Origin of the sequence: Ensifer sp. Root558 (assembly GCF_001427045.1) — a bacterium.
Classification (GTDB): Bacteria; Pseudomonadota; Alphaproteobacteria; order Rhizobiales; family Rhizobiaceae; genus Ensifer; species Ensifer adhaerens.
In genome coordinates, this window is record NZ_LMGC01000001.1 from 1,169,546 (window position 1) to 1,186,286 (window position 16,741).

Below are 16,741 nucleotides of genomic sequence, written 5' to 3' on the forward strand. Positions count from 1 at the left end.
TACCTGACTGTCGTGATGCGTTTGAACCAGGGAAAACAGGTCATGTCCGAGAGAGGATTGAATACGGTCAGTTTCGCAGGACACGCGGCGTCCTCGGCACAATTCAAGACCCTCTATTCGGAAGGCATGGGACTGGTCGAGGAAACGGCCACCTATCTCGACGGACCGGGCCGCGCCGCTTCCAAGGTCCTGCCGCGCATGGCATCGGTTCTCTATGCAGCCGAATCCATGCGGCTCACCACCCGCCTGATGCAGATGGCTTCCTGGCTGCTCCTGCAGCGCGCCGTCAACAACGGCGAGATGAGCCGCGATCAGGTGATGTCGGAAAAGAGCAAGGTTCGCCTCGACAGCTTCAACGTCGACAAGGCGGCTCCCGGCTGGGCCGAACTGCCGGAATCCTTTCGCGACCTGATCGAGCGCTCGTTGCGCCTGCAGAACCGCGTCGCCCTGCTCGACCGCGAGATCTATCGCCCGAACGAAGCGGCCGCGATCGTCCCGGACAACCAGAACGGCGTCAAGGCGCAGATCAAGCTGCTGCAGACGGCCTTCGGAACCAACTGACGCCGCGCAGAAAATAGACCTGAGAAATCAAACCCGCCGCAACAGCATTTGCCGGCGGGTTTTTCGTTGCGACCGGCAGCACATGGCGGCGCTGGCGCGCCTTGGCCTCGACTGCGAAAATTCCTGGAGAAACCTCACCGAGGGCGCCTATCCGATTGACGCCACACAAGGGCATCTCGATCTCCTGACGGAAGAGGCGTTACCGCTTGCGAAAAGCGCCGGCTGGTCGGGTCAGGAACCGCGACATAACGCCGTCATCCTGCTCCTTGCCTGGAACAGCGACGGAGCGCCAGTGGCCACAACGCGTCCATGGCACGGCGCCATGTCACCGCCTCGCCCGGCCTATCCCCCAGAACCAAGACAGAAAAAAGCCCGGGCCAAATGACCCGGGCTTTTTGAATCTGCCGAAGAGGCGCTCGATTAGAGGCCGAGGCCTTCGAAGCGCTTCTTGAACTTGGAGACGCGGCCGCCGCGGTCCATGAGCTGCTGGTTGCCGCCGGTCCAGGCCGGGTGCGACTTGGGGTCGATTTCCAGGTTCATGGTGGCGCCTTCAGAACCCCAGGTCGAGCGGGTTTCGTATTCGGTGCCGTCGGTCATGACTACCTTGATGACGTGGTAATCGGGATGGATGTCTGCCTTCATAACGATCTTCCTAGAGTTCCAGGGTCCAATTGTCGCAAGGCATTGCGACTTCGAGACCGAACACGTAAATGAAGCCGCGCACCGGCTGAACGGCCACGGCTTCCCAATTCGATGCCGTGCCTATACATCAAGGTCTGCGCGATAACAAGTGCCGCACGGAAGACTCATGGGCAATCCCTTCCTCCGTGTCTGGCGAAAGGGGTCAAGTGTCGTCAAGAGAAAACCAGGCGCCTGCGCGCAAGTCCATCCGTCCGCTCGCCACGCTCCTCCCCTATCTCGCCCGCTACCGCCATCTGGTCGTCGGCGCCGGCATTTCGCTGATCCTCGCTGCCGTGACCACGCTGGCGCTGCCGCTCGCTGTTAGGCGGATGGTCGACAACGGTTTCTCCAGTCCCGACAGCGGCTTCATCAACACCTACTTCTCGATGCTGATGATGCTCGCCATCGTGCTCGCGCTGGCGAGTGCGGCGCGCTACTACTTCGTCATCACGCTCGGCGAGCGCATCGTTGCCGACTTGAGGCGCAATGTCTTCGATCGCGTCACCCGCCTTTCCGCCTCCTTCTTCGACGTCAACCAGTCCGGCGAGATCGTCTCGCGGCTGACCGCCGACACGACGCAGGTAAAATCCGCGGTCGGCGCCACCGCCTCGGTCGCGCTGCGCAACCTGATCCTGTGTCTCGGCGCCATCGGCATGATGGTCTATACCAGCCCCAAGCTGTCGAGCCTGGTGCTGATCGCCATTCCGATCATCGTCTTCCCGCTCGTCGGCTTCGGCCGTTCCGTCCGCCGCCGCTCGCGCCAGGCGCAGGACACGCTCGCTGCCGCCTCGGCCTATGCCGGCGAGGCGATTGCCGCATCACGCACAGTCCAGGCCTTCAATGGCGAAGGACTTGCCAACAGCCACTTCGGAGCCGCCGTCGAGGATGCCTATGGCGCGGCGCGCGCCGCGATCAAGGCGCGCTCGGTGCTGACCGCTTTCGCCATTACCATGGTGTTCGGCAGCGTCGTCGCCGTGCTCTGGTTTGGCGCGCACGACGTACTGTCAGGTAATCTCTCCGCCGGCACGCTCAGCCAGTTCCTGCTCTATTCGGTCTTTGCCGCGGGCAGCCTCGGTTCGCTCTCGGAAGTCTGGGGCGAACTCTCGCAGGCAGCGGGTGCTGCCGAGCGACTGAACGAGCTTCTGACCGAAATTCCCGAGATCCAGGCTCCGGAAAATCCCGTCGCCATGCCGGTCCCGGCGACCGGCGCCATCGCCTTCGACGACGTTCATTTCGCCTACCCGTCGCGACCCGACTACAAGAGCCTCAACGGCCTCAGCTTCAACATCGCGCCCGGCGAGACCGTTGCGATCGTCGGACCGTCCGGCGCCGGCAAGAGCACTGTGTTCTCCATGCTGCTTCGCTTCTACGACCCTGCCAAGGGCGCCGTGCGCGTTGATGGCGTCGACATTCGCACCGTCGATCCGAAGGATCTGCGCGACCGCATTGCGATCGTGCCGCAGGATGTGACGATGTTCGCCTCGTCCGTGCATGACAACATCGCCTTCGGCATGCCGAATGCCAGCCGCGAGGCGGTGCGTGCCGCCGCCGTCGCCGCGCAGGCGGACGAGTTCATCAACAGGCTCGACAAGGGTTACGACACCTATGTCGGCGAACGTGGCGTTACACTTTCCGGCGGCCAGCGCCAGCGCATCGCCATCGCCCGCGCCATCCTCAAGAACGCGCCGGTGCTGCTTCTCGACGAAGCAACCTCGGCCCTCGACGCCGAGAGCGAGACGCTGGTCCAGAAGGCGCTCGACGGCCTGCTGCACGAGCGCTCGACCATCATCATCGCCCATCGGCTGGCGACCGTGCTGAAGGCCGATCGTATCCTGGTGCTCGATCATGGCCGCATCGTCGAGGAAGGAACCCACGCCTCCCTGATCCGTCAGGGCGGACTCTACGCCAAGCTTGCGCGGCTGCAGTTCAACCATGGCGCAGAGGCCCTGTTCGTCAACGTGCAGAGCTAAACGCACCGCACGGCGCGAAAAGCGTCCTCCGATTTGCCGTAAAGCGGTTGCCGACGGGAGGCCGAGCCCTATTGTTAGGGGGCCGGCCGAGGAGGCCGGTATCGCTTTCTGCTGAATTGATCGGGAGGACTACCGCATGGCATTTTCGCACCTGACCCGGCGTGCCACTCTGGCGCTGGGCCTGATGGCGCTGACGGCGCTGCCCCTTGGCTCGACGGCACTGGCCCAGGACTTCCCCGACCGGCCGATAACGCTCGTCGTTCCCTTTGCCGCCGGCGGTTCCACCGACGTGGTTGCCCGCATCGTCGCGCAAAAAATGTCGGAGGACCTCGGCCAACAGGTGATCGTCCAGAACGTTGCCGGCGCCGGTGGCAATCTCGGCGCAGACAATGTCGCCCGCGCCGATCCGGACGGCTATACGATCCTGATGGGCACGGTCGCCACCCACGCGCTCAATCCGCTGATCCTGAAGACCAAGCCCTACGATCCCGAAAAGGATTTCGCGCCGATCTCCCTGCTCGTCGTCGTGCCCAACGTGCTCGTCGTCAATCCGGAACTCCCGGCCAAGGACGTTGCGGAACTGCTGGCACTCCTGAAGGCCAAGCCCGACGAGTACAGCTATGCGTCTTCCGGCAACGGCACTCCGCTGCACCTCTCCGGCGAACTCTTCAAGAAGATGGCCGGCGTCAGTATGCAGCACATCCCCTACAAGGGCGCAGGCCCGGCGCTGAACGATGTCATCGGCAACCAGGTGCCGATCATGTTCGACAACCTCCCCTCCTCCTCCAGCCACATCAAGGCGGGAACGCTGAGGGCGCTTGCGGTGACCACGGCGGAACGGGCACCGTCCTTCCCGGATGTGCCGACAGTCGCCGAGGCCGGCATTCCGGGCTACGAGACCTACACCTGGAACGCGCTCTTCGCCCCGGCCAACACGCCTCAGCCGGTCGTCGCCCGCCTCAACGAGGCGGCCAACAAGGCGCTGAAGGATCCCGCTGTCGTCGAGCGCATGAAGGAATTCAGCGCCACGATTGTCGGCTCGACGCCGGAAGAGCTGGAAGCCCATGTGAAAGCCGAATTGGCGAAGTGGACGCCGGTCGTTCGTGACGCCAATGTGCAGATGGATTGACGATCAGAACGAGCGGGGCCCCTCATCCGACTGCCGCCACCTTCTCCCCGCAGGCGGGGAGAAGGGACTTGTGGCGCGGTCCGTGCGTATGCGCCAGCACATACGATGTTACTCGGTTGCCTGAACCTCGATGTACCGCGCCGCCTCGGCGGCGATTGCACGTGAGGGTATCGTTGCACAATCGACCGTCACCTCCCCGCTTGACGAGAAGAGGGCTAGGATGAGGGGCAAATACGCGGCAAGGAGCCATCACACCCCGGCAGCACCCCGCCCCGCGGCCCGGCCGGAAAAGATGCAGCCGCCGAGGAACGTGCCTTCGAGTGCGTTGTAGCCATGCATGCCGCCCCCGCCGAAGCCGGCGACTTCGCCGGCAGCGTAGAGACCGGGCACCGGCTCGCCCGATTGCTCCAACACCTGGCCTGACAGGTTGGTTTGAAGCCCGCCCAGCGTCTTGCGCGTCAGGATATGCAGCCGAACGGCAATCAGTGGGCCGGCCTTGGGATCGAGCAGCCGATGCGGTTTGGCCGTGCGCAGCAGCCGGTCGCCGCGATAGGCGCGCGCACCGCGGATCGCGGTCACCTGCGCGTCCTTGGAGAATGCGTTGGTAATTTCCCGGTCGCGCGCCACGATCTGCTGCCGCAAGTGCTCCAGCGACAGCCGGTTCTCACCGGTCAGCGCATTCATCGCCGGCACCAGGTCTTCGAGACGGTCGCGCACGATGAAATCCTCGCCCTTGTCCATGAACGCCTGGACCGGCCCCGGCGGGTTCTTGCCGAGCCGCTTTAACAGAAGGGCGATGCTCTTGCCGGTGAGATCGGGATTCTGCTCCGAACCGGAAAGCGCGAACTCCTTTTTGATGATCGCCCGCGTCAGCACGAACCAGCTGTAATCATGACCGCTGTCGCGGATCGCCTTCAACGTGCCGAGCGTATCGAAGCCGGGCATGGCCGGCGCCGGAAAACGGTTGCCGTCGGCGTCGCACCAGAAGGACGAAGGGCCCGGAAGGATGCGGATGCCATGGTCCGGCCAGATCGGATCGAAGTTCTTCAACCCCTCCGTATAGTGCCACATGCGATCCGCATTGATGACCGCGCCGCGCGCCTGGCTGGCGATCTCCAGCATGCGCCCGTCGACATGGTGGGGCACGCCCGCAACCATCGTCGCCGGCGGCTGGCCGAGCCGCTTGCGCGGCCAGTTGCGGCGCACCAGATCATGGTTTCCGCCGATACCGCCTGACGTGACGACGATCGCGCCCGCCGAAATCTCGAAATCGCCGACGATGTCGCGGGAGCTGCGCTCACCGCGCCCGACCGGATCGTCCTTGAGCAGCGCACCGCGCGCACCCGTCACGCGGCCGTCGGTGGTCACAAGTTCATCCACCCGATGGCGGAAGCGGAAGCGCACGAGACCACGACTTTCCGCCTCGCGCGTCAACCGGATGAACGGTTCGAGCACCGCCGGGCCGGTACCCCACGTGACGTGAAAGCGCGGCACCGAATTGCCGTGCCCGTGGGCGAGCCCACCGCCGCGCTCCGCCCAGCCGACCACGGGAAACCAGCGCATGCCGAGCGAGTGCAGCCAGGAGCGCTTCTCGCCCGCGGCAAAGTCGAGATAGGCTTCGGCCCAGAGCCGTGGCCAGTGATCCTCCGGACGGTCGAACTGCGAGGAGCCCACCCAGTCCTGCCCGGCAAGCTCGCGGGTGTCGCGGATGCCCATGCGGCGCTGTTCGGGGCTGTCGACAAAGAACAGGCCGCCAAGCGACCAGAAGGCCTGTCCGCCAAGATTCTGTTCCCCTTCCTGGTCGAGCACGATGACCCTGCGGCCGAGTGCCGCCGCCTCCGCTGCGGCGACAAGGCCGGCAAGCCCCGCGCCGATAACCAAAACGTCGCAATCCATGAAATGCTCTCCCCCTCGCATCCCATCCGGCCCCCCACGCTCTGACACGCAAAGGCCGCCGCAGCCATCTGAATGGCTGCAGAATTGTTACGCGTACGTCAAGGTCAATTCAAGCGCCAGGCTGCGTCGCCCGACGACGGGATACGCGGAGAGCGAAGTCTATTTCTCGGTCAGCTTGAGCTCGATGCGGCGGTTCTGCGCCCGCGCCTCAGGGGTTTCACCCGGTGCAATCGGCTGGTACTCGCCAAAGCCCGCGGCCACTAGCCGATCTGCTGGCACGCCCTTCGAGATCAGGAACTTGACCACGGAGGTCGCACGCGCCGACGAAAGCTCCCAGTTGTCGGCGAAGCGCCCGGCGCCTGAAAGCTGCACATTGTCCGTGTGGCCGTCGACGCGCAGCACCCAGTTGATTTCGGCGGGGATTTCCTTGGCGAGGTCGAGCAGCGCGGTGGCGAGCTTGGCCATTTCCGCCTGCCCTTCCGGATTGAGGTCGTTGCCACCAGAGGGAAACAGCACCTCCGACTGGAAGACGAAGCGGTCGCCGACGATGCGGATGTTTTCACGGTCGGAAAGAATTTCCCGGAGGCGTCCGAAGAAGTCCGAGCGGTAGCGGTTGAGTTCCTGCACCCGCTGGGCAAGCGCCACGTTCAGCCGGCGTCCGAGATCGGCGATCTTGGTCTGCGACTGCTGGTCCTTGGCTTCCGACGCCTGAAGCGCGACTTCGATGGCGGCGATCTGGCTGCGGAGCGCGGCGATCTGCTGGTTCAGCAGCTCGATCTGGCTCATGGCCCGGGCGCTGACTTCACGCTCGGTCTCAAGCTCAGAGCCGAGACGGCCGATCTTCTGGTTGGCGGCGTCCGTGCTCCCGGCGCCCTGGTCGAGCAGGGCCTGCAGCCGTGAGCGTTCGCCTTCGGACGTGGCGAGCGACGCCTGCAGATTGGCAAGCGAATCCTCGAGATCCTGCTTGCCGCTCTTTTCGAGCGCCAGAAGCTGGGTGAGTTCGTTGATCTGGCTGTTCAGCCGCGTCAGCACCTCGTCCTTGCCGCTGATTTCGCGACTGAGCAGAAACTGTGCAAGGACGAAGACGGTCAGCAGGAACATGATCGACAGCAGCAGCGTCGACAGTGCGTCGACGAAGCCCGGCCAATAGTCGATCGTGCGCTGAGAGCGGCCTTTTCGGGCAAGCGCCATGGATTACTCTCCTCCGGCCTCTTCCACGCGCGCCTTGGCCGACACGGCCGGCTTGTCATGCGCAGGCGACCGGTCGGAGATGCCGACCCGCGATGCCAGCTTGTCGAGCGTCTTGCGCATCGCCTTGGCTTCGTCCTGCTGAGCCTCGATCCAATCCCGCAGCATCTGCTGTTCGCCGCGCATGTTCTTGACCAGCCCTTGAATGCCTTCGGCGAGGCTTGCCATGGCCGCGGTCGTGCGCTGGTTCGCGCCGCCCTCATGGTTGAGGCGGACGAGCTGGTCGGTGAGCCTCTTCAGCTCCTCGACCGGCGCGCCGGCGGGCAGATCGAGCGCCGGCGAAAGTTCCGAGCCGACGTCCGTCACGGAGGAGAGCCAGTTTTCAAGCTCGGTGTAGAAGCGGTTCTGCGCGCGCCCGGCCTGCAGATCGAGAAAGCCGAGGATCAGCGAACCGGAAAGGCCGAAAAGCGACGTCGAAAACGCCGTGCCCATGCCGGTGAGCGGTGCCGACAGGCCATTCTTCAGCGCCGAGAGGATGTCTTCCGTCGTTCCCGATCCGGCATCCAGAGACTGGATGACCGTGTTGATCGAGCCGATCGTTCCAAGAAGGCCCCAGAATGTGCCGAGCAGGCCGAGAAACACCAGAAGCCCGGTCAGGTAACGCGAAATGTCGCGCGATTCGTCGAGGCGGGTGGCGATGGAATCGAGGATCGACCGGAGGGCCGTCGTCGAGATCGCCGTCTGGCGGCCGCCGATCAGCGCCCGCATCGGCGCCAGCAGCACCGGGTCCCGCCCGACCTTGTCCGCACTGCCTGCGGCGCGGAACGAATTGAACCAGCGCACTTCAGGGCGCAAGCCCAGTACATGATTGAACACGAGCAGGATGCCGATCAGGAGCACCCCGAGGATCAGCCCGTTCAGGCCGGGATTGGCGAGAAAGGCGTTCTGTGCCTGGCGAAAGAGGATCGCACCGACAAATCCGACGATGATCAGAAAGACCACCATCGTCCAGAAATAGTGCATGGGGCTCGACAGCTTGTGCGGGTTGTAGCCGTCTTCCATGCCTTCCCGACCGTTCCAACCGGACAGATGCAGTTTCGTCATGGGTATGAGTATCTCCCGCTTCACTTGACGGAACGGCGCCGCGCCGGCCCGGAGCCTATCGCATAATTCCTGAAACCGAAATCGATTCAAGGGCCAATTTGTGTATGCAGCCAGGATCGCGCCACGGCCTGCAGGTCGCCAGTTAGGCACAGGCCTGTGGCGGTGTCGTGTTGCACCGCCCAGCTTCGTGCCAAAAACAAAGCCTCCGATGCGGGGTGCGCATCGGAGGCTTCGGAACGAACGGGATTGCGACTTACTTCGTCGGCACCGGGCGATGAACGACTTCCGTCAGCGCCTTGACGATGTACTCGTTGCCGCAGATGACCGAACCGTCATCGACCGGGCGGGCGCCGCCGTTGATATCGTGCGTCCAACCACCGGCTTCGCGAATGAGAAGCACACCGGCGGCAATATCCCAAGCGGCAAGGTCGCGCTCCCAGTAGCCGTCGAAACGGCCGGCAGCGACATAGGCAAGATCGAGCGCAGCCGAGCCCATGCGGCGGATACCTGCAACTTCGCCCATCACATGGCGCAGTTCGATCAGGTACTTGCCGTGGTTGCCGCGGCCAAGATGCGGCGTGCCGGTGGCGATGACGGCATCGGAAAGATGCTTGCGTGCAGCGACGCGCAAACGACGGTCGTTGAGGAAGGCGCCACCGCCGCGCTCGGCCGTGTAGAGTTCATCGGTTGCCGGGTTGAAGACGACAGCGCCGACGATCTCGCCCTGGCGCTCCAGTGCGATCGAAACGGCGAAATGCGGAATGCCGTGCAGGAAGTTGGTGGTGCCGTCGAGCGGATCGACGATCCAGCGGTGCGCACCGTCGGTGCCGATGATCTCTTCGCCTTCCTCGCCGAGGAAGCCATAGGTCGGGCGAGCCTTCAGGAGTTCTTCGCGAATGAGCTTTTCGGCCTTACGATCGGCCTGCGAAACATAGTCGCCCGGTCCCTTGAGCGACACCTGCAGGTTCTGGACTTCGCCGAAATCGCGGGACAACGACTTGCCCGCCTTGAAGGCGGCCTGAACCATGACATTGAGAAGTGCTGAACGGGCCATCTGGCGATCCCTTGAAAAACGAAGGCCGATCGAACGCGTTCGATCGGACGTTGAACCTGCTTGACGAAACATAGGCGCATTACTGGCCTCAAGGGCAAGCTGCAAACCGTGCTCCGTCGTCAAAAAACCGAGTGAAGTCTCACTCCGCTCGCGCATTGCTGCCACTGTCATGGCGCCACGAGCAAAACCGCGGCCTCAGAACCACAAAAGCCCCGCGAGTTCAAGCGAAATAGCATTTTTGCCGGCCGGCGGCGACGGGATTCCGCCTCGCTCAGCTCCGGCGATACCTGTTGGCCGCACTCAGCGCCTGCTTCTGCTGCTCTTCATTAAGACCGAGGTAGAAGTCCTCGAGCGCATCGTCCTTGAGACCGGCACGGCGTGACAGCACATACCATTTCGCCGCCTCGACCGGGTTGGGCCTCGTGCCGATGGCATTGACATAGAGATGCGAGAGACGGTTCTGCGCCACCACGTTGCCGCCCTCGGCCGCCCGGCGCATCCAGCCGAAGCCGTCCTCCAGGTTCCGATCACCGGCAATGCCTTCGATCATCCAGATCGCGATGTCCAACTGGGCGGTATCGAAGCCCGCCCGCGCCGCACGGATCAGCCATTCGCGGGCACGCGCCCGCTTGCTTTCCTCGATGCCGTCGACATTGACCAGGATCTGCGACAACGCATATTGCGCGTCGGCAATGCCCTGTTCGGCCGACTTCTCGTAATAGGGCATCGCCAGCTTCAATCCCTTCGGTCCGGGATTGTCGGCAACGAGCGTCTGGCCGTAATTGAACTGTGCCGAGCCATTGCCGAGATCGGCCGCCTTCTTCATCAGCTCTTCGGACTTTTTCCGGTCACGCTTGGCGTAGCGCCCCTCCATCAGGATCAGGGCATATTTGAACATCGCCGCCGGGTCGCCTTTTTCCGCCGCCTGGCCATACCAGAAGGCAGCCTGCTGCGGGTTGCGCACGACGCCAAGCCCCTGCTGCAAGATTTCGGCAATCAGCGTCTGTGCCGCAGGATCGCCGAGCTGCGCCCGTGGCAGCGCCAGATCCATCGCGGTCAGGTAATAGCCGCGCTGAAACGCGCCGTAGGCGTCGTCGACCTTGCCGGCGAAGGGTTTTTCGGCCGGCAGCGCCGGCAATTCGGCGCCCATGCGATCAAAGACACCCACGCCTCCAGATGGCGCCGTGCCGTCCGCCGGCTTCTTGTCCGAAGCCGCGTTCGACTTGTCGCCAGTCTCGGCTCCTTCGGGCATCGCAGCGCCGTTGAAGGGCGTGATGCGGCCACGCTTTTCGACGCCGGCATCGTCGCTTGCGGACGGCTTCTCCTGCGCATGCGCCGGCAGCGCCAGGGCAACGGCCAGGGCGACAAGGGAAAGACCTCGACTCAATCTGGAAGACGGACGGTTCAACATCGAAACGTCTTAATCTTCAAACCGTGGCGCTTTTTCGTCAAGCAACGCGTTGACCGCGGCAACGACGGAGGGCGCCTGTCCTGGCTCACCGAAGACGGCCAGACGAAGCGCCACGAACTCGGCACCGGTCTCCGCCACTGCAAGCGCCGATTGCGGATCGGTGCCGCCCATGACGATGCACGGGATCTCGATCATCGACGCCCACCATTCGGCAAGCGCGAGGTTCTTCGAATGCGCCTCCGGCTTGATGTCGCCGTCGGTCCTGCCGAAGAACACGTAGTCCGGGCGCACTTCGCCGATCTCCAGCGCATGGTGGCGGTCGGCCGCGTTGCCGCCGCCGACGATCAGCTTCGGCGTGTGCTTCTCGACCGCCTCACCGAGCACTTCGGCATTGCCGGCAACATGCAGGCCATCCGCCTTGGCGCGACCGGCAACGCGCGAGTCACCCGCGATCAGTGCTGCGGCGCCCGCCTCCTGGATGACCGGCACCAGGCGCTCGGCATGCTTCTGGAACTCGCTATCGTCGAGCCCGTATTGCGGCACGATCACCGAGGCGACGTCGCCACCCTTGAGCGCGTCGGCGAGCACCTTGGCACGTTCCGCCGCATCGGGCATGTCGGGCGCGATCAGCACCAGGCGGCAGCGTTCTGTTGTCATGCTCAGATATCCATTTCCGGCTGTGCCGCGTAAGCCGCGAAACCAGCGCTCGATTTCATTTCCGAAAACCGATAGACGGAGACTGCAAAAGGATCAACAGCCACCCATGCTTCCGGATCTCGACTTCTACCTTATCGCCATCCCGGCCGTTCTGCTTGTCGGCCTCAGCAAGGGCGGCATGGGGGAAGCACTTTCGCTCATGGGTGTACCGATATTGTCGATGGCGGTGTCGCCCGTCCAGGCCGCCGCCCTTCTCCTGCCGATCCTGATCGCGATGGATCTTGTATCGCTCTGGATGTGGCGCAAGCATGGCGACCGCAAGACCCTTTTCATGCTTTTGCCCGGCGCCATTGCCGGCATCGTCATCGGCTGGGCAACCTCCGCCTATGTCTCGCGTGACCTGCTCCGCCTGATCATCGGCCTGATCACCGTGCTCTTCGTGCTTCGCTACGTCTACAACATCTGGCGCATGCGCCTCGGCATCACCATCGCGCCGAAGACGCAGCGGGCCGGGCCGGCGGCGCTTTGGGGCTCGTTCGCCGGCTATGGCAGCTTCGTTGCGCATGCCGGCGGCCCGCCCTTCCAGATCTACGCGCTGCCACTGCAGCTCGACCCGCGCGAATATACCGGCACGATCGTGCGCTTCTTCGCGATCCTGAACGCGGTGAAGCTCATTCCCTATTTCGCGCTCGGGCAACTCGACCTCAGCAACCTGAAAATCTCGGCGACACTCTTTCCGCTGGCGATCGTCGCGACCGTGTGCGGCGCCTTTATCGTTCGCCGCATGAAGCCGCAGATCTTCTACCCCTTCATGTATAGCATGGCCTTCATCGCGGGCTCGAAGCTGCTCTGGGACGGTATCGTCGGCCTCGCTGCGGGCGGCTGAGCCGCCACCCAAGTATTACGGAAATATTGCAAAGCAAAATTAGCGTTTCGCACCGCACAAAATTCTTGCTGCCTTGCAAAAATTCGCCTAACGTCCGCCCATGACGATCGCGGACCCTTTCGATGCCATTGCGGACCCGAACCGGCGCCACCTGCTGGAGGAATTGCGGCGCGCGCCGAAAACCGTGAACGAGCTGGCCGAAGGCTTGCCGATCAGCCGTCCGGCCGTATCGCAGCACCTGAAAGCCTTGCTGGACTGCAATTTGGTCTCGGTCTCGGCGAGCGGCACGCGGCGGATCTATGCGATCAACCGGCCGGGGTTTGACCGCCTCAACCTCTGGCTCGACCAGTTCTGGTCTTGAGCTTGGAAGCGACGACCCGGAAAACAAGAGGACCGGGCGTCAAGCCCGGCCCGAAATTCCGTATATTCCACTGTGGGGGATTGGTTCTAAACCTTGTTGCGCCTACTCAGAGGGGAGATGGCGCTTCCCGATGGTTCTGGGAAATACCGTTGATAATCAGTGAGTCGAGGAGCGAAGCCTTTCGATTTCGTCCTTGATGCGCAGCTTCCTTCGCTTGATATCGGTAATCAGTTCGTCTTCCACGGACGGCTGATTCATCGCTACGTGGAGCTCCTGCTCCAGGGCGCCATGTTTTTTCTCAAGCGTTGCAAGATGAGCCTCAACAGTCATTTGGCAGTCCCTTCCTTTTGCTTGCATCCGGCACGCAAATGCCGGATGTTTCATGGTTGTAACCTTACTACTGTGCCATGCCATTTTTCATTTGTCGAAGGCGAAATGATGACGAGGGATAACTTCCCGTTACCGCCCAAGATGTGATAGAGCGGCGCATGAAATTCCGGTTCGAGGAGGACTTCGCAACCGGGCTGATGGGGATCGCTTTGCATGCCGGACCAGGACCAGGCCGAACTCAGACTGACCGCCGCGCGGCTGAGGCAGGAACATGAAGACTATGATGCTGCCATCAACGCCATGATCGAGACCGGCTGCGACGCGCTCAGAGTGCAGCGCATGAAGAAGAAGAAGCTGGCGATCAAGGACAAGATCAGCAAGATCGAAGACCAGATCATTCCCGATATCATCGCCTGAACGCGGAACAGGACAGACGTGATCGACACCACGACCCCACCCGTCGCCATCATCATGGGAAGCCAGTCGGACTGGGAGACGATGAAGAACGCCGCCGATACGCTCGACGCGCTCGACATTCCCTATGAGGCACGCATCGTTTCGGCCCATCGCACGCCCGATCGGCTGGTCAGCTTCGCCAAGGGCGCCCGCGACGAGGGCTTCAAGGTCATCATCGCCGGTGCCGGAGGTGCAGCGCATCTGCCCGGCATGTGTGCCTCGATGACGCCGCTGCCGGTCTTCGGCGTCCCCGTGCAGTCGAAGGCGCTTTCCGGCCAGGACAGCCTGCTGTCGATTGTCCAGATGCCGGCCGGCATCCCGGTCGGAACGCTGGCGATCGGCCGCGCCGGTGCCGTCAACGCAGCCCTCCTTGCCGCAGCCGTCCTTGCGCTTGGCGACGAGGACCTCGCCGACCGGCTCGACGACTGGCGCGAACAGCAGACCATTGCCGTTGCCGAGTATCCGGTGGACGAGGCATGACCACCATCGGCATTATCGGCGGCGGCCAGCTCGGCCGCATGCTGGCGATGGCAGCCGCCCGACTGAACTTCCGCACGGTCATCCTCGAGCCGCAGGTCGACTGTCCGGCTGCCCAGGTCGCAAACGACCAGATCATCGCTGCCTATGACGACGAAGCCGCGCTCGGAAAGCTTGCTGAAGTCAGCGACATCATCACCTACGAATTCGAGAACGTTCCGGTCGCGGCTGCCGAGCGACTGGCGGCAAAACGCCCCGTCTTCCCGCCACCGAAAGCGCTGGAAGTCGCGCAGGACCGCCTCACCGAGAAACGCTTCATCAACGGCTGCGGCATTGCCACGGCGCGCTTCCATGCCGTCGACAGCCAGGCCGACCTTGAAGCGGCCCTTGCGGATTTCGGCGGGACCGGCGTGCTGAAAACCCGTCGCCTCGGCTATGACGGCAAGGGACAGCGCGTCTTCCGCTCGACGGCAGACGGCCCGGCGGGCGCTTTCGCAGCACTCGGCGGCGTACCGCTGATCCTCGAAAGCTTCGTGCCCTTCGAGCGCGAAATCTCGATCATCGCAGCCCGCGCGCCCGATGGCGCCGTTGCCTGTTTCGATCCGGCGGAAAACGTGCATCGCAACGGCATCCTCCATACCTCGACGGTCCCGGCAGAGATCGGTGCTGCGGCCGGCGAAGCGGCACGGGTTGCCGCCAAGGCGATCCTCGATGCGCTCGGCTATGTCGGCGTCATCGGCGTCGAGTTCTTCGTGCTCGCCGACGGCAGCCTGATCGTCAACGAGATGGCGCCCCGCGTGCACAATTCCGGCCACTGGACGGAAGCTGCCTGCGTCGTCTCGCAGTTCGAGCAGCATATCCGTGCCGTCGCCGGACTGCCGCTCGGCAATCCGCGTCGCCATTCGGACTGCGTCATGCAGAACCTGATCGGCGACGACCTCGACACGGTCCCCGCATGGCTTGCCGAGGATGACGTGCTGGTGCACCTCTACGGCAAGACCGAGGCCCGCGCCGGCCGCAAGATGGGCCACGTCACGCGGCTCGTCCGCGGCTGAGGACCATAGAAATGCGGGGCAAGACACCAAAATGGGGCGTCTTGTGGTTGACACACCAGGGGTGACACGGTATTTGCCATCCCACCTTAAAGGAGCGCGCTCACGGGCGCGCTTTTGATTGTTAGAGATACCGGGCGAATTTTCATTCCCCGAAACCTGCGGATCAGGAAAATGAAGATCAAGAATTCGCTCAAGTCGCTCAAGACCCGCCACCGCGAAAACCGTCTGGTTCGTCGCAAGGGCCGCATCTACATCATCAACAAGTCCAACCCGCGCTTCAAGGCTCGTCAGGGCTGAGACCCGACAGGGGACTTGGGGACAGCGCTCAAGCGATGTCCCAGAATTGATTTTGAAGTTATTCCGTGGCGAGCTAACATGCTCGCCATGCGAGTTTTTATACCCTTGATTCTGGCGTGTTCCGCCCTGCTCGCCACCTCCACGGGAGCTGGCAATGTTTCCTTCGCGGCGGAAGCCTCGACCCAACCGGAAGCAACCAGCCTCACCACCCCGAAGCAGCGCCTCGACACCCTGTTCGCCGACCTGAAAAAGGAGCGCGACCCCGACAAGGCACGCGAGCTCTCCAACCAGATCCGCATCGAGTGGCAGGATTCCGGCAGCGCCACCGTCAACCTGCTGATGCAATGGGCCGACAAGGCGATCACCGACAACAAGCAGCCGGCCGCTCTCGATATCCTCGACCAGGTTATCGCCCTTGCACCCAATTATGTCGAAGGCTGGAACCGCCGCGCGACACTGCATTACGCGATGGGCAACTACCGGAAATCCATGTCGGACATCAATCGCGTGCTGTCGATCGAGCCCCGCCACTTTGGCGCACTTGCCGGCATGGCGGCAATCCTCGGCGCCTCCGGCAAGGATGAGCTTGCCATGCGTGCGTGGGAACAGTTCCTGGACATTTATCCCGCCGATCGCAAGGCGCAGGAACAACTGGGCGAACTTGCCGAGAAACTTGCCGGCAGCAAGACCTGACAACGCGCGTTCCAGTCGATTGCCAAGCCCGCCACCGCCCATCCTCTCCGACAGGACATCGCTTCTGAAGATCGCGACAGCCGCGCGCCATTTCATCGAACCGATCTGGATTGAATGGCATCGTCACGCCGGCGCGGACCGCCCCACGATCGCCTCGCAAGGCACCTGCGGCCGCACGAGCCTGTTCCTGCAGCGCGTCTTGAGCACCCAAGGCTTCAGCGCCGACTGGGTCTGCGGAACGCCGCGCAGCGGGCCGTTGGAGCCTGAAATCGGACCGTTCGGCTTCAACTGCGGGAAGAGCTGGCAAAGCCATGCCTGGGTCGAATGCGGCGATTTCATCGTCGACATCACAGCCGATCAATTCGGCGCGCCTCCAGTCCTCGTTGTCGATCGCACGGACAACCGCTACAACAAAGGCAACCGGGATGGGGCGCTGCCAGAGTTCGTACTGGCCCGCCGGCGCGCCGTGGACGACATCTGGCCGCAATGGCAAAGGATAAGTGCCGGTGGCCCCAAGGGTTCGCTTACGCCTTGA

19 protein-coding genes are annotated in these 16,741 nt (G+C 63.3%); 11 read left to right on the forward strand and 8 right to left on the reverse strand.

Features of this window, described 5'->3' with window-relative positions; all coding sequences use genetic code 11:
- Positions 1 to 42: 42 nt before the first annotated feature.
- Positions 43 to 561: a DUF1465 family protein gene (locus tag ASD63_RS05775; RefSeq protein WP_034806141.1), complete on the forward strand. Its 519-nt coding sequence runs from the start codon at positions 43 to 45 to the stop codon at positions 559 to 561.
- Positions 562 to 981: 420 nt separating this feature from the next.
- Here ASD63_RS05775 and rpmE read toward each other — a convergent pair whose 3' ends face one another.
- Complete coding sequence (gene rpmE, locus ASD63_RS05780) at positions 982 to 1,203, reverse strand: 50S ribosomal protein L31 (RefSeq protein ID WP_034806140.1); 222 nt, start codon at positions 1,201 to 1,203, stop codon at positions 982 to 984.
- Between the two features lie 206 nt (positions 1,204 to 1,409).
- On the opposite strand from rpmE, the gene ASD63_RS05785 reads away from it, so the two are divergent.
- Together ASD63_RS05785 and ASD63_RS05790 are read left to right on the forward strand one after the other, a co-directional pair.
- Positions 1,410 to 3,212: an ABC transporter transmembrane domain-containing protein gene (locus ASD63_RS05785; RefSeq protein WP_034806139.1), complete on the forward strand. Its 1,803-nt coding sequence runs from the start codon at positions 1,410 to 1,412 to the stop codon at positions 3,210 to 3,212.
- Between the two features lie 136 nt (positions 3,213 to 3,348).
- On the forward strand, positions 3,349 to 4,341 hold the full coding sequence (locus ASD63_RS05790) for a tripartite tricarboxylate transporter substrate binding protein (protein ID WP_034806138.1): 993 nt from the start codon (positions 3,349 to 3,351) through the stop codon (positions 4,339 to 4,341).
- A gap of 249 nt (positions 4,342 to 4,590) precedes the next feature.
- Here ASD63_RS05790 and ASD63_RS05795 read toward each other — a convergent pair whose 3' ends face one another.
- The 6 genes from ASD63_RS05795 to ASD63_RS05820 all read right to left on the reverse strand — a co-directional run bounded on the left by ASD63_RS05795 (position 4,591) and on the right by ASD63_RS05820 (position 11,651).
- Positions 4,591 to 6,237: an FAD-binding dehydrogenase gene (locus tag ASD63_RS05795; RefSeq protein ID WP_034806137.1), complete on the reverse strand. Its 1,647-nt coding sequence runs from the start codon at positions 6,235 to 6,237 to the stop codon at positions 4,591 to 4,593.
- A 159-nt stretch (positions 6,238 to 6,396) separates the two neighbouring features.
- Positions 6,397 to 7,428: a peptidoglycan -binding protein gene (locus tag ASD63_RS05800; RefSeq protein WP_034806136.1), complete on the reverse strand. Its 1,032-nt coding sequence runs from the start codon at positions 7,426 to 7,428 to the stop codon at positions 6,397 to 6,399.
- Positions 7,429 to 7,431: 3 nt separating this feature from the next.
- On the reverse strand, positions 7,432 to 8,529 hold the full coding sequence (locus ASD63_RS05805; protein WP_034806134.1) for a MotA/TolQ/ExbB proton channel family protein: 1,098 nt from the start codon (positions 8,527 to 8,529) through the stop codon (positions 7,432 to 7,434).
- 253 nt (positions 8,530 to 8,782) lie between these two features.
- Positions 8,783 to 9,583 (reverse strand): inositol monophosphatase family protein, encoded by an 801-nt coding sequence (locus tag ASD63_RS05810; RefSeq protein WP_034806132.1) that lies wholly within the window; start codon positions 9,581 to 9,583, stop codon positions 8,783 to 8,785.
- Between the two features lie 271 nt (positions 9,584 to 9,854).
- Positions 9,855 to 10,994: a tetratricopeptide repeat protein gene (locus tag ASD63_RS05815; protein ID WP_034806130.1), complete on the reverse strand. Its 1,140-nt coding sequence runs from the start codon at positions 10,992 to 10,994 to the stop codon at positions 9,855 to 9,857.
- Positions 10,995 to 11,003: 9 nt separating this feature from the next.
- The gene (locus tag ASD63_RS05820; RefSeq protein WP_034806128.1) at positions 11,004 to 11,651 is read right to left on the reverse strand and encodes a thiamine phosphate synthase; all 648 of its coding nucleotides are present in this window, start codon (positions 11,649 to 11,651) and stop codon (positions 11,004 to 11,006) included.
- A gap of 106 nt (positions 11,652 to 11,757) precedes the next feature.
- Here ASD63_RS05820 and ASD63_RS05825 point away from each other — a divergent pair, with 106 nt between their 5' ends.
- Positions 11,758 to 12,537 carry a sulfite exporter TauE/SafE family protein gene (locus tag ASD63_RS05825; protein WP_034806126.1) on the forward strand — a complete coding sequence of 260 codons (780 nt, stop codon included), beginning with the start codon at positions 11,758 to 11,760 and terminating at the stop codon, positions 12,535 to 12,537.
- Positions 12,538 to 12,637: 100 nt separating this feature from the next.
- A complete protein-coding gene (locus ASD63_RS05830; RefSeq protein ID WP_034806124.1) occupies positions 12,638 to 12,898 on the forward strand; it encodes a metalloregulator ArsR/SmtB family transcription factor in 261 nt (86 codons plus the stop codon).
- Between the two features lie 156 nt (positions 12,899 to 13,054).
- On the opposite strand, the gene ASD63_RS33960 is transcribed toward ASD63_RS05830, so the two are convergent.
- Positions 13,055 to 13,228, reverse strand: coding sequence for a DUF465 domain-containing protein (locus ASD63_RS33960; protein WP_034806123.1), 174 nt, complete (start codon positions 13,226 to 13,228; stop codon positions 13,055 to 13,057).
- Between the two features lie 213 nt (positions 13,229 to 13,441).
- Here ASD63_RS33960 and ASD63_RS05835 point away from each other — a divergent pair, with 213 nt between their 5' ends.
- From ASD63_RS05835 to ASD63_RS35855, 6 genes are all read left to right on the forward strand, one after another.
- On the forward strand, positions 13,442 to 13,645 hold the full coding sequence (locus ASD63_RS05835) for a DUF465 domain-containing protein (RefSeq protein WP_034806122.1): 204 nt from the start codon (positions 13,442 to 13,444) through the stop codon (positions 13,643 to 13,645).
- A gap of 54 nt (positions 13,646 to 13,699) precedes the next feature.
- Positions 13,700 to 14,164 carry a 5-(carboxyamino)imidazole ribonucleotide mutase gene (gene purE, locus ASD63_RS05840; protein ID WP_034806641.1) on the forward strand — a complete coding sequence of 155 codons (465 nt, stop codon included), beginning with the start codon at positions 13,700 to 13,702 and terminating at the stop codon, positions 14,162 to 14,164.
- Complete coding sequence (locus ASD63_RS05845) at positions 14,161 to 15,216, forward strand: 5-(carboxyamino)imidazole ribonucleotide synthase (RefSeq protein ID WP_060528861.1); 1,056 nt, start codon at positions 14,161 to 14,163, stop codon at positions 15,214 to 15,216. Before purE ends, ASD63_RS05845 begins: the two co-directional genes overlap by 4 nt.
- 171 nt (positions 15,217 to 15,387) lie before the next feature.
- Positions 15,388 to 15,513, forward strand: coding sequence for a type B 50S ribosomal protein L36 (gene ykgO / locus ASD63_RS05850; RefSeq protein ID WP_034806120.1), 126 nt, complete (start codon positions 15,388 to 15,390; stop codon positions 15,511 to 15,513).
- Between the two features lie 78 nt (positions 15,514 to 15,591).
- A complete protein-coding gene (locus ASD63_RS05855; protein ID WP_034806119.1) occupies positions 15,592 to 16,206 on the forward strand; it encodes a hypothetical protein in 615 nt (204 codons plus the stop codon).
- A 199-nt stretch (positions 16,207 to 16,405) separates the two neighbouring features.
- Positions 16,406 to 16,741 carry a hypothetical protein gene (locus ASD63_RS35855; RefSeq protein ID WP_143034267.1) on the forward strand — a complete coding sequence of 112 codons (336 nt, stop codon included), beginning with the start codon at positions 16,406 to 16,408 and terminating at the stop codon, positions 16,739 to 16,741.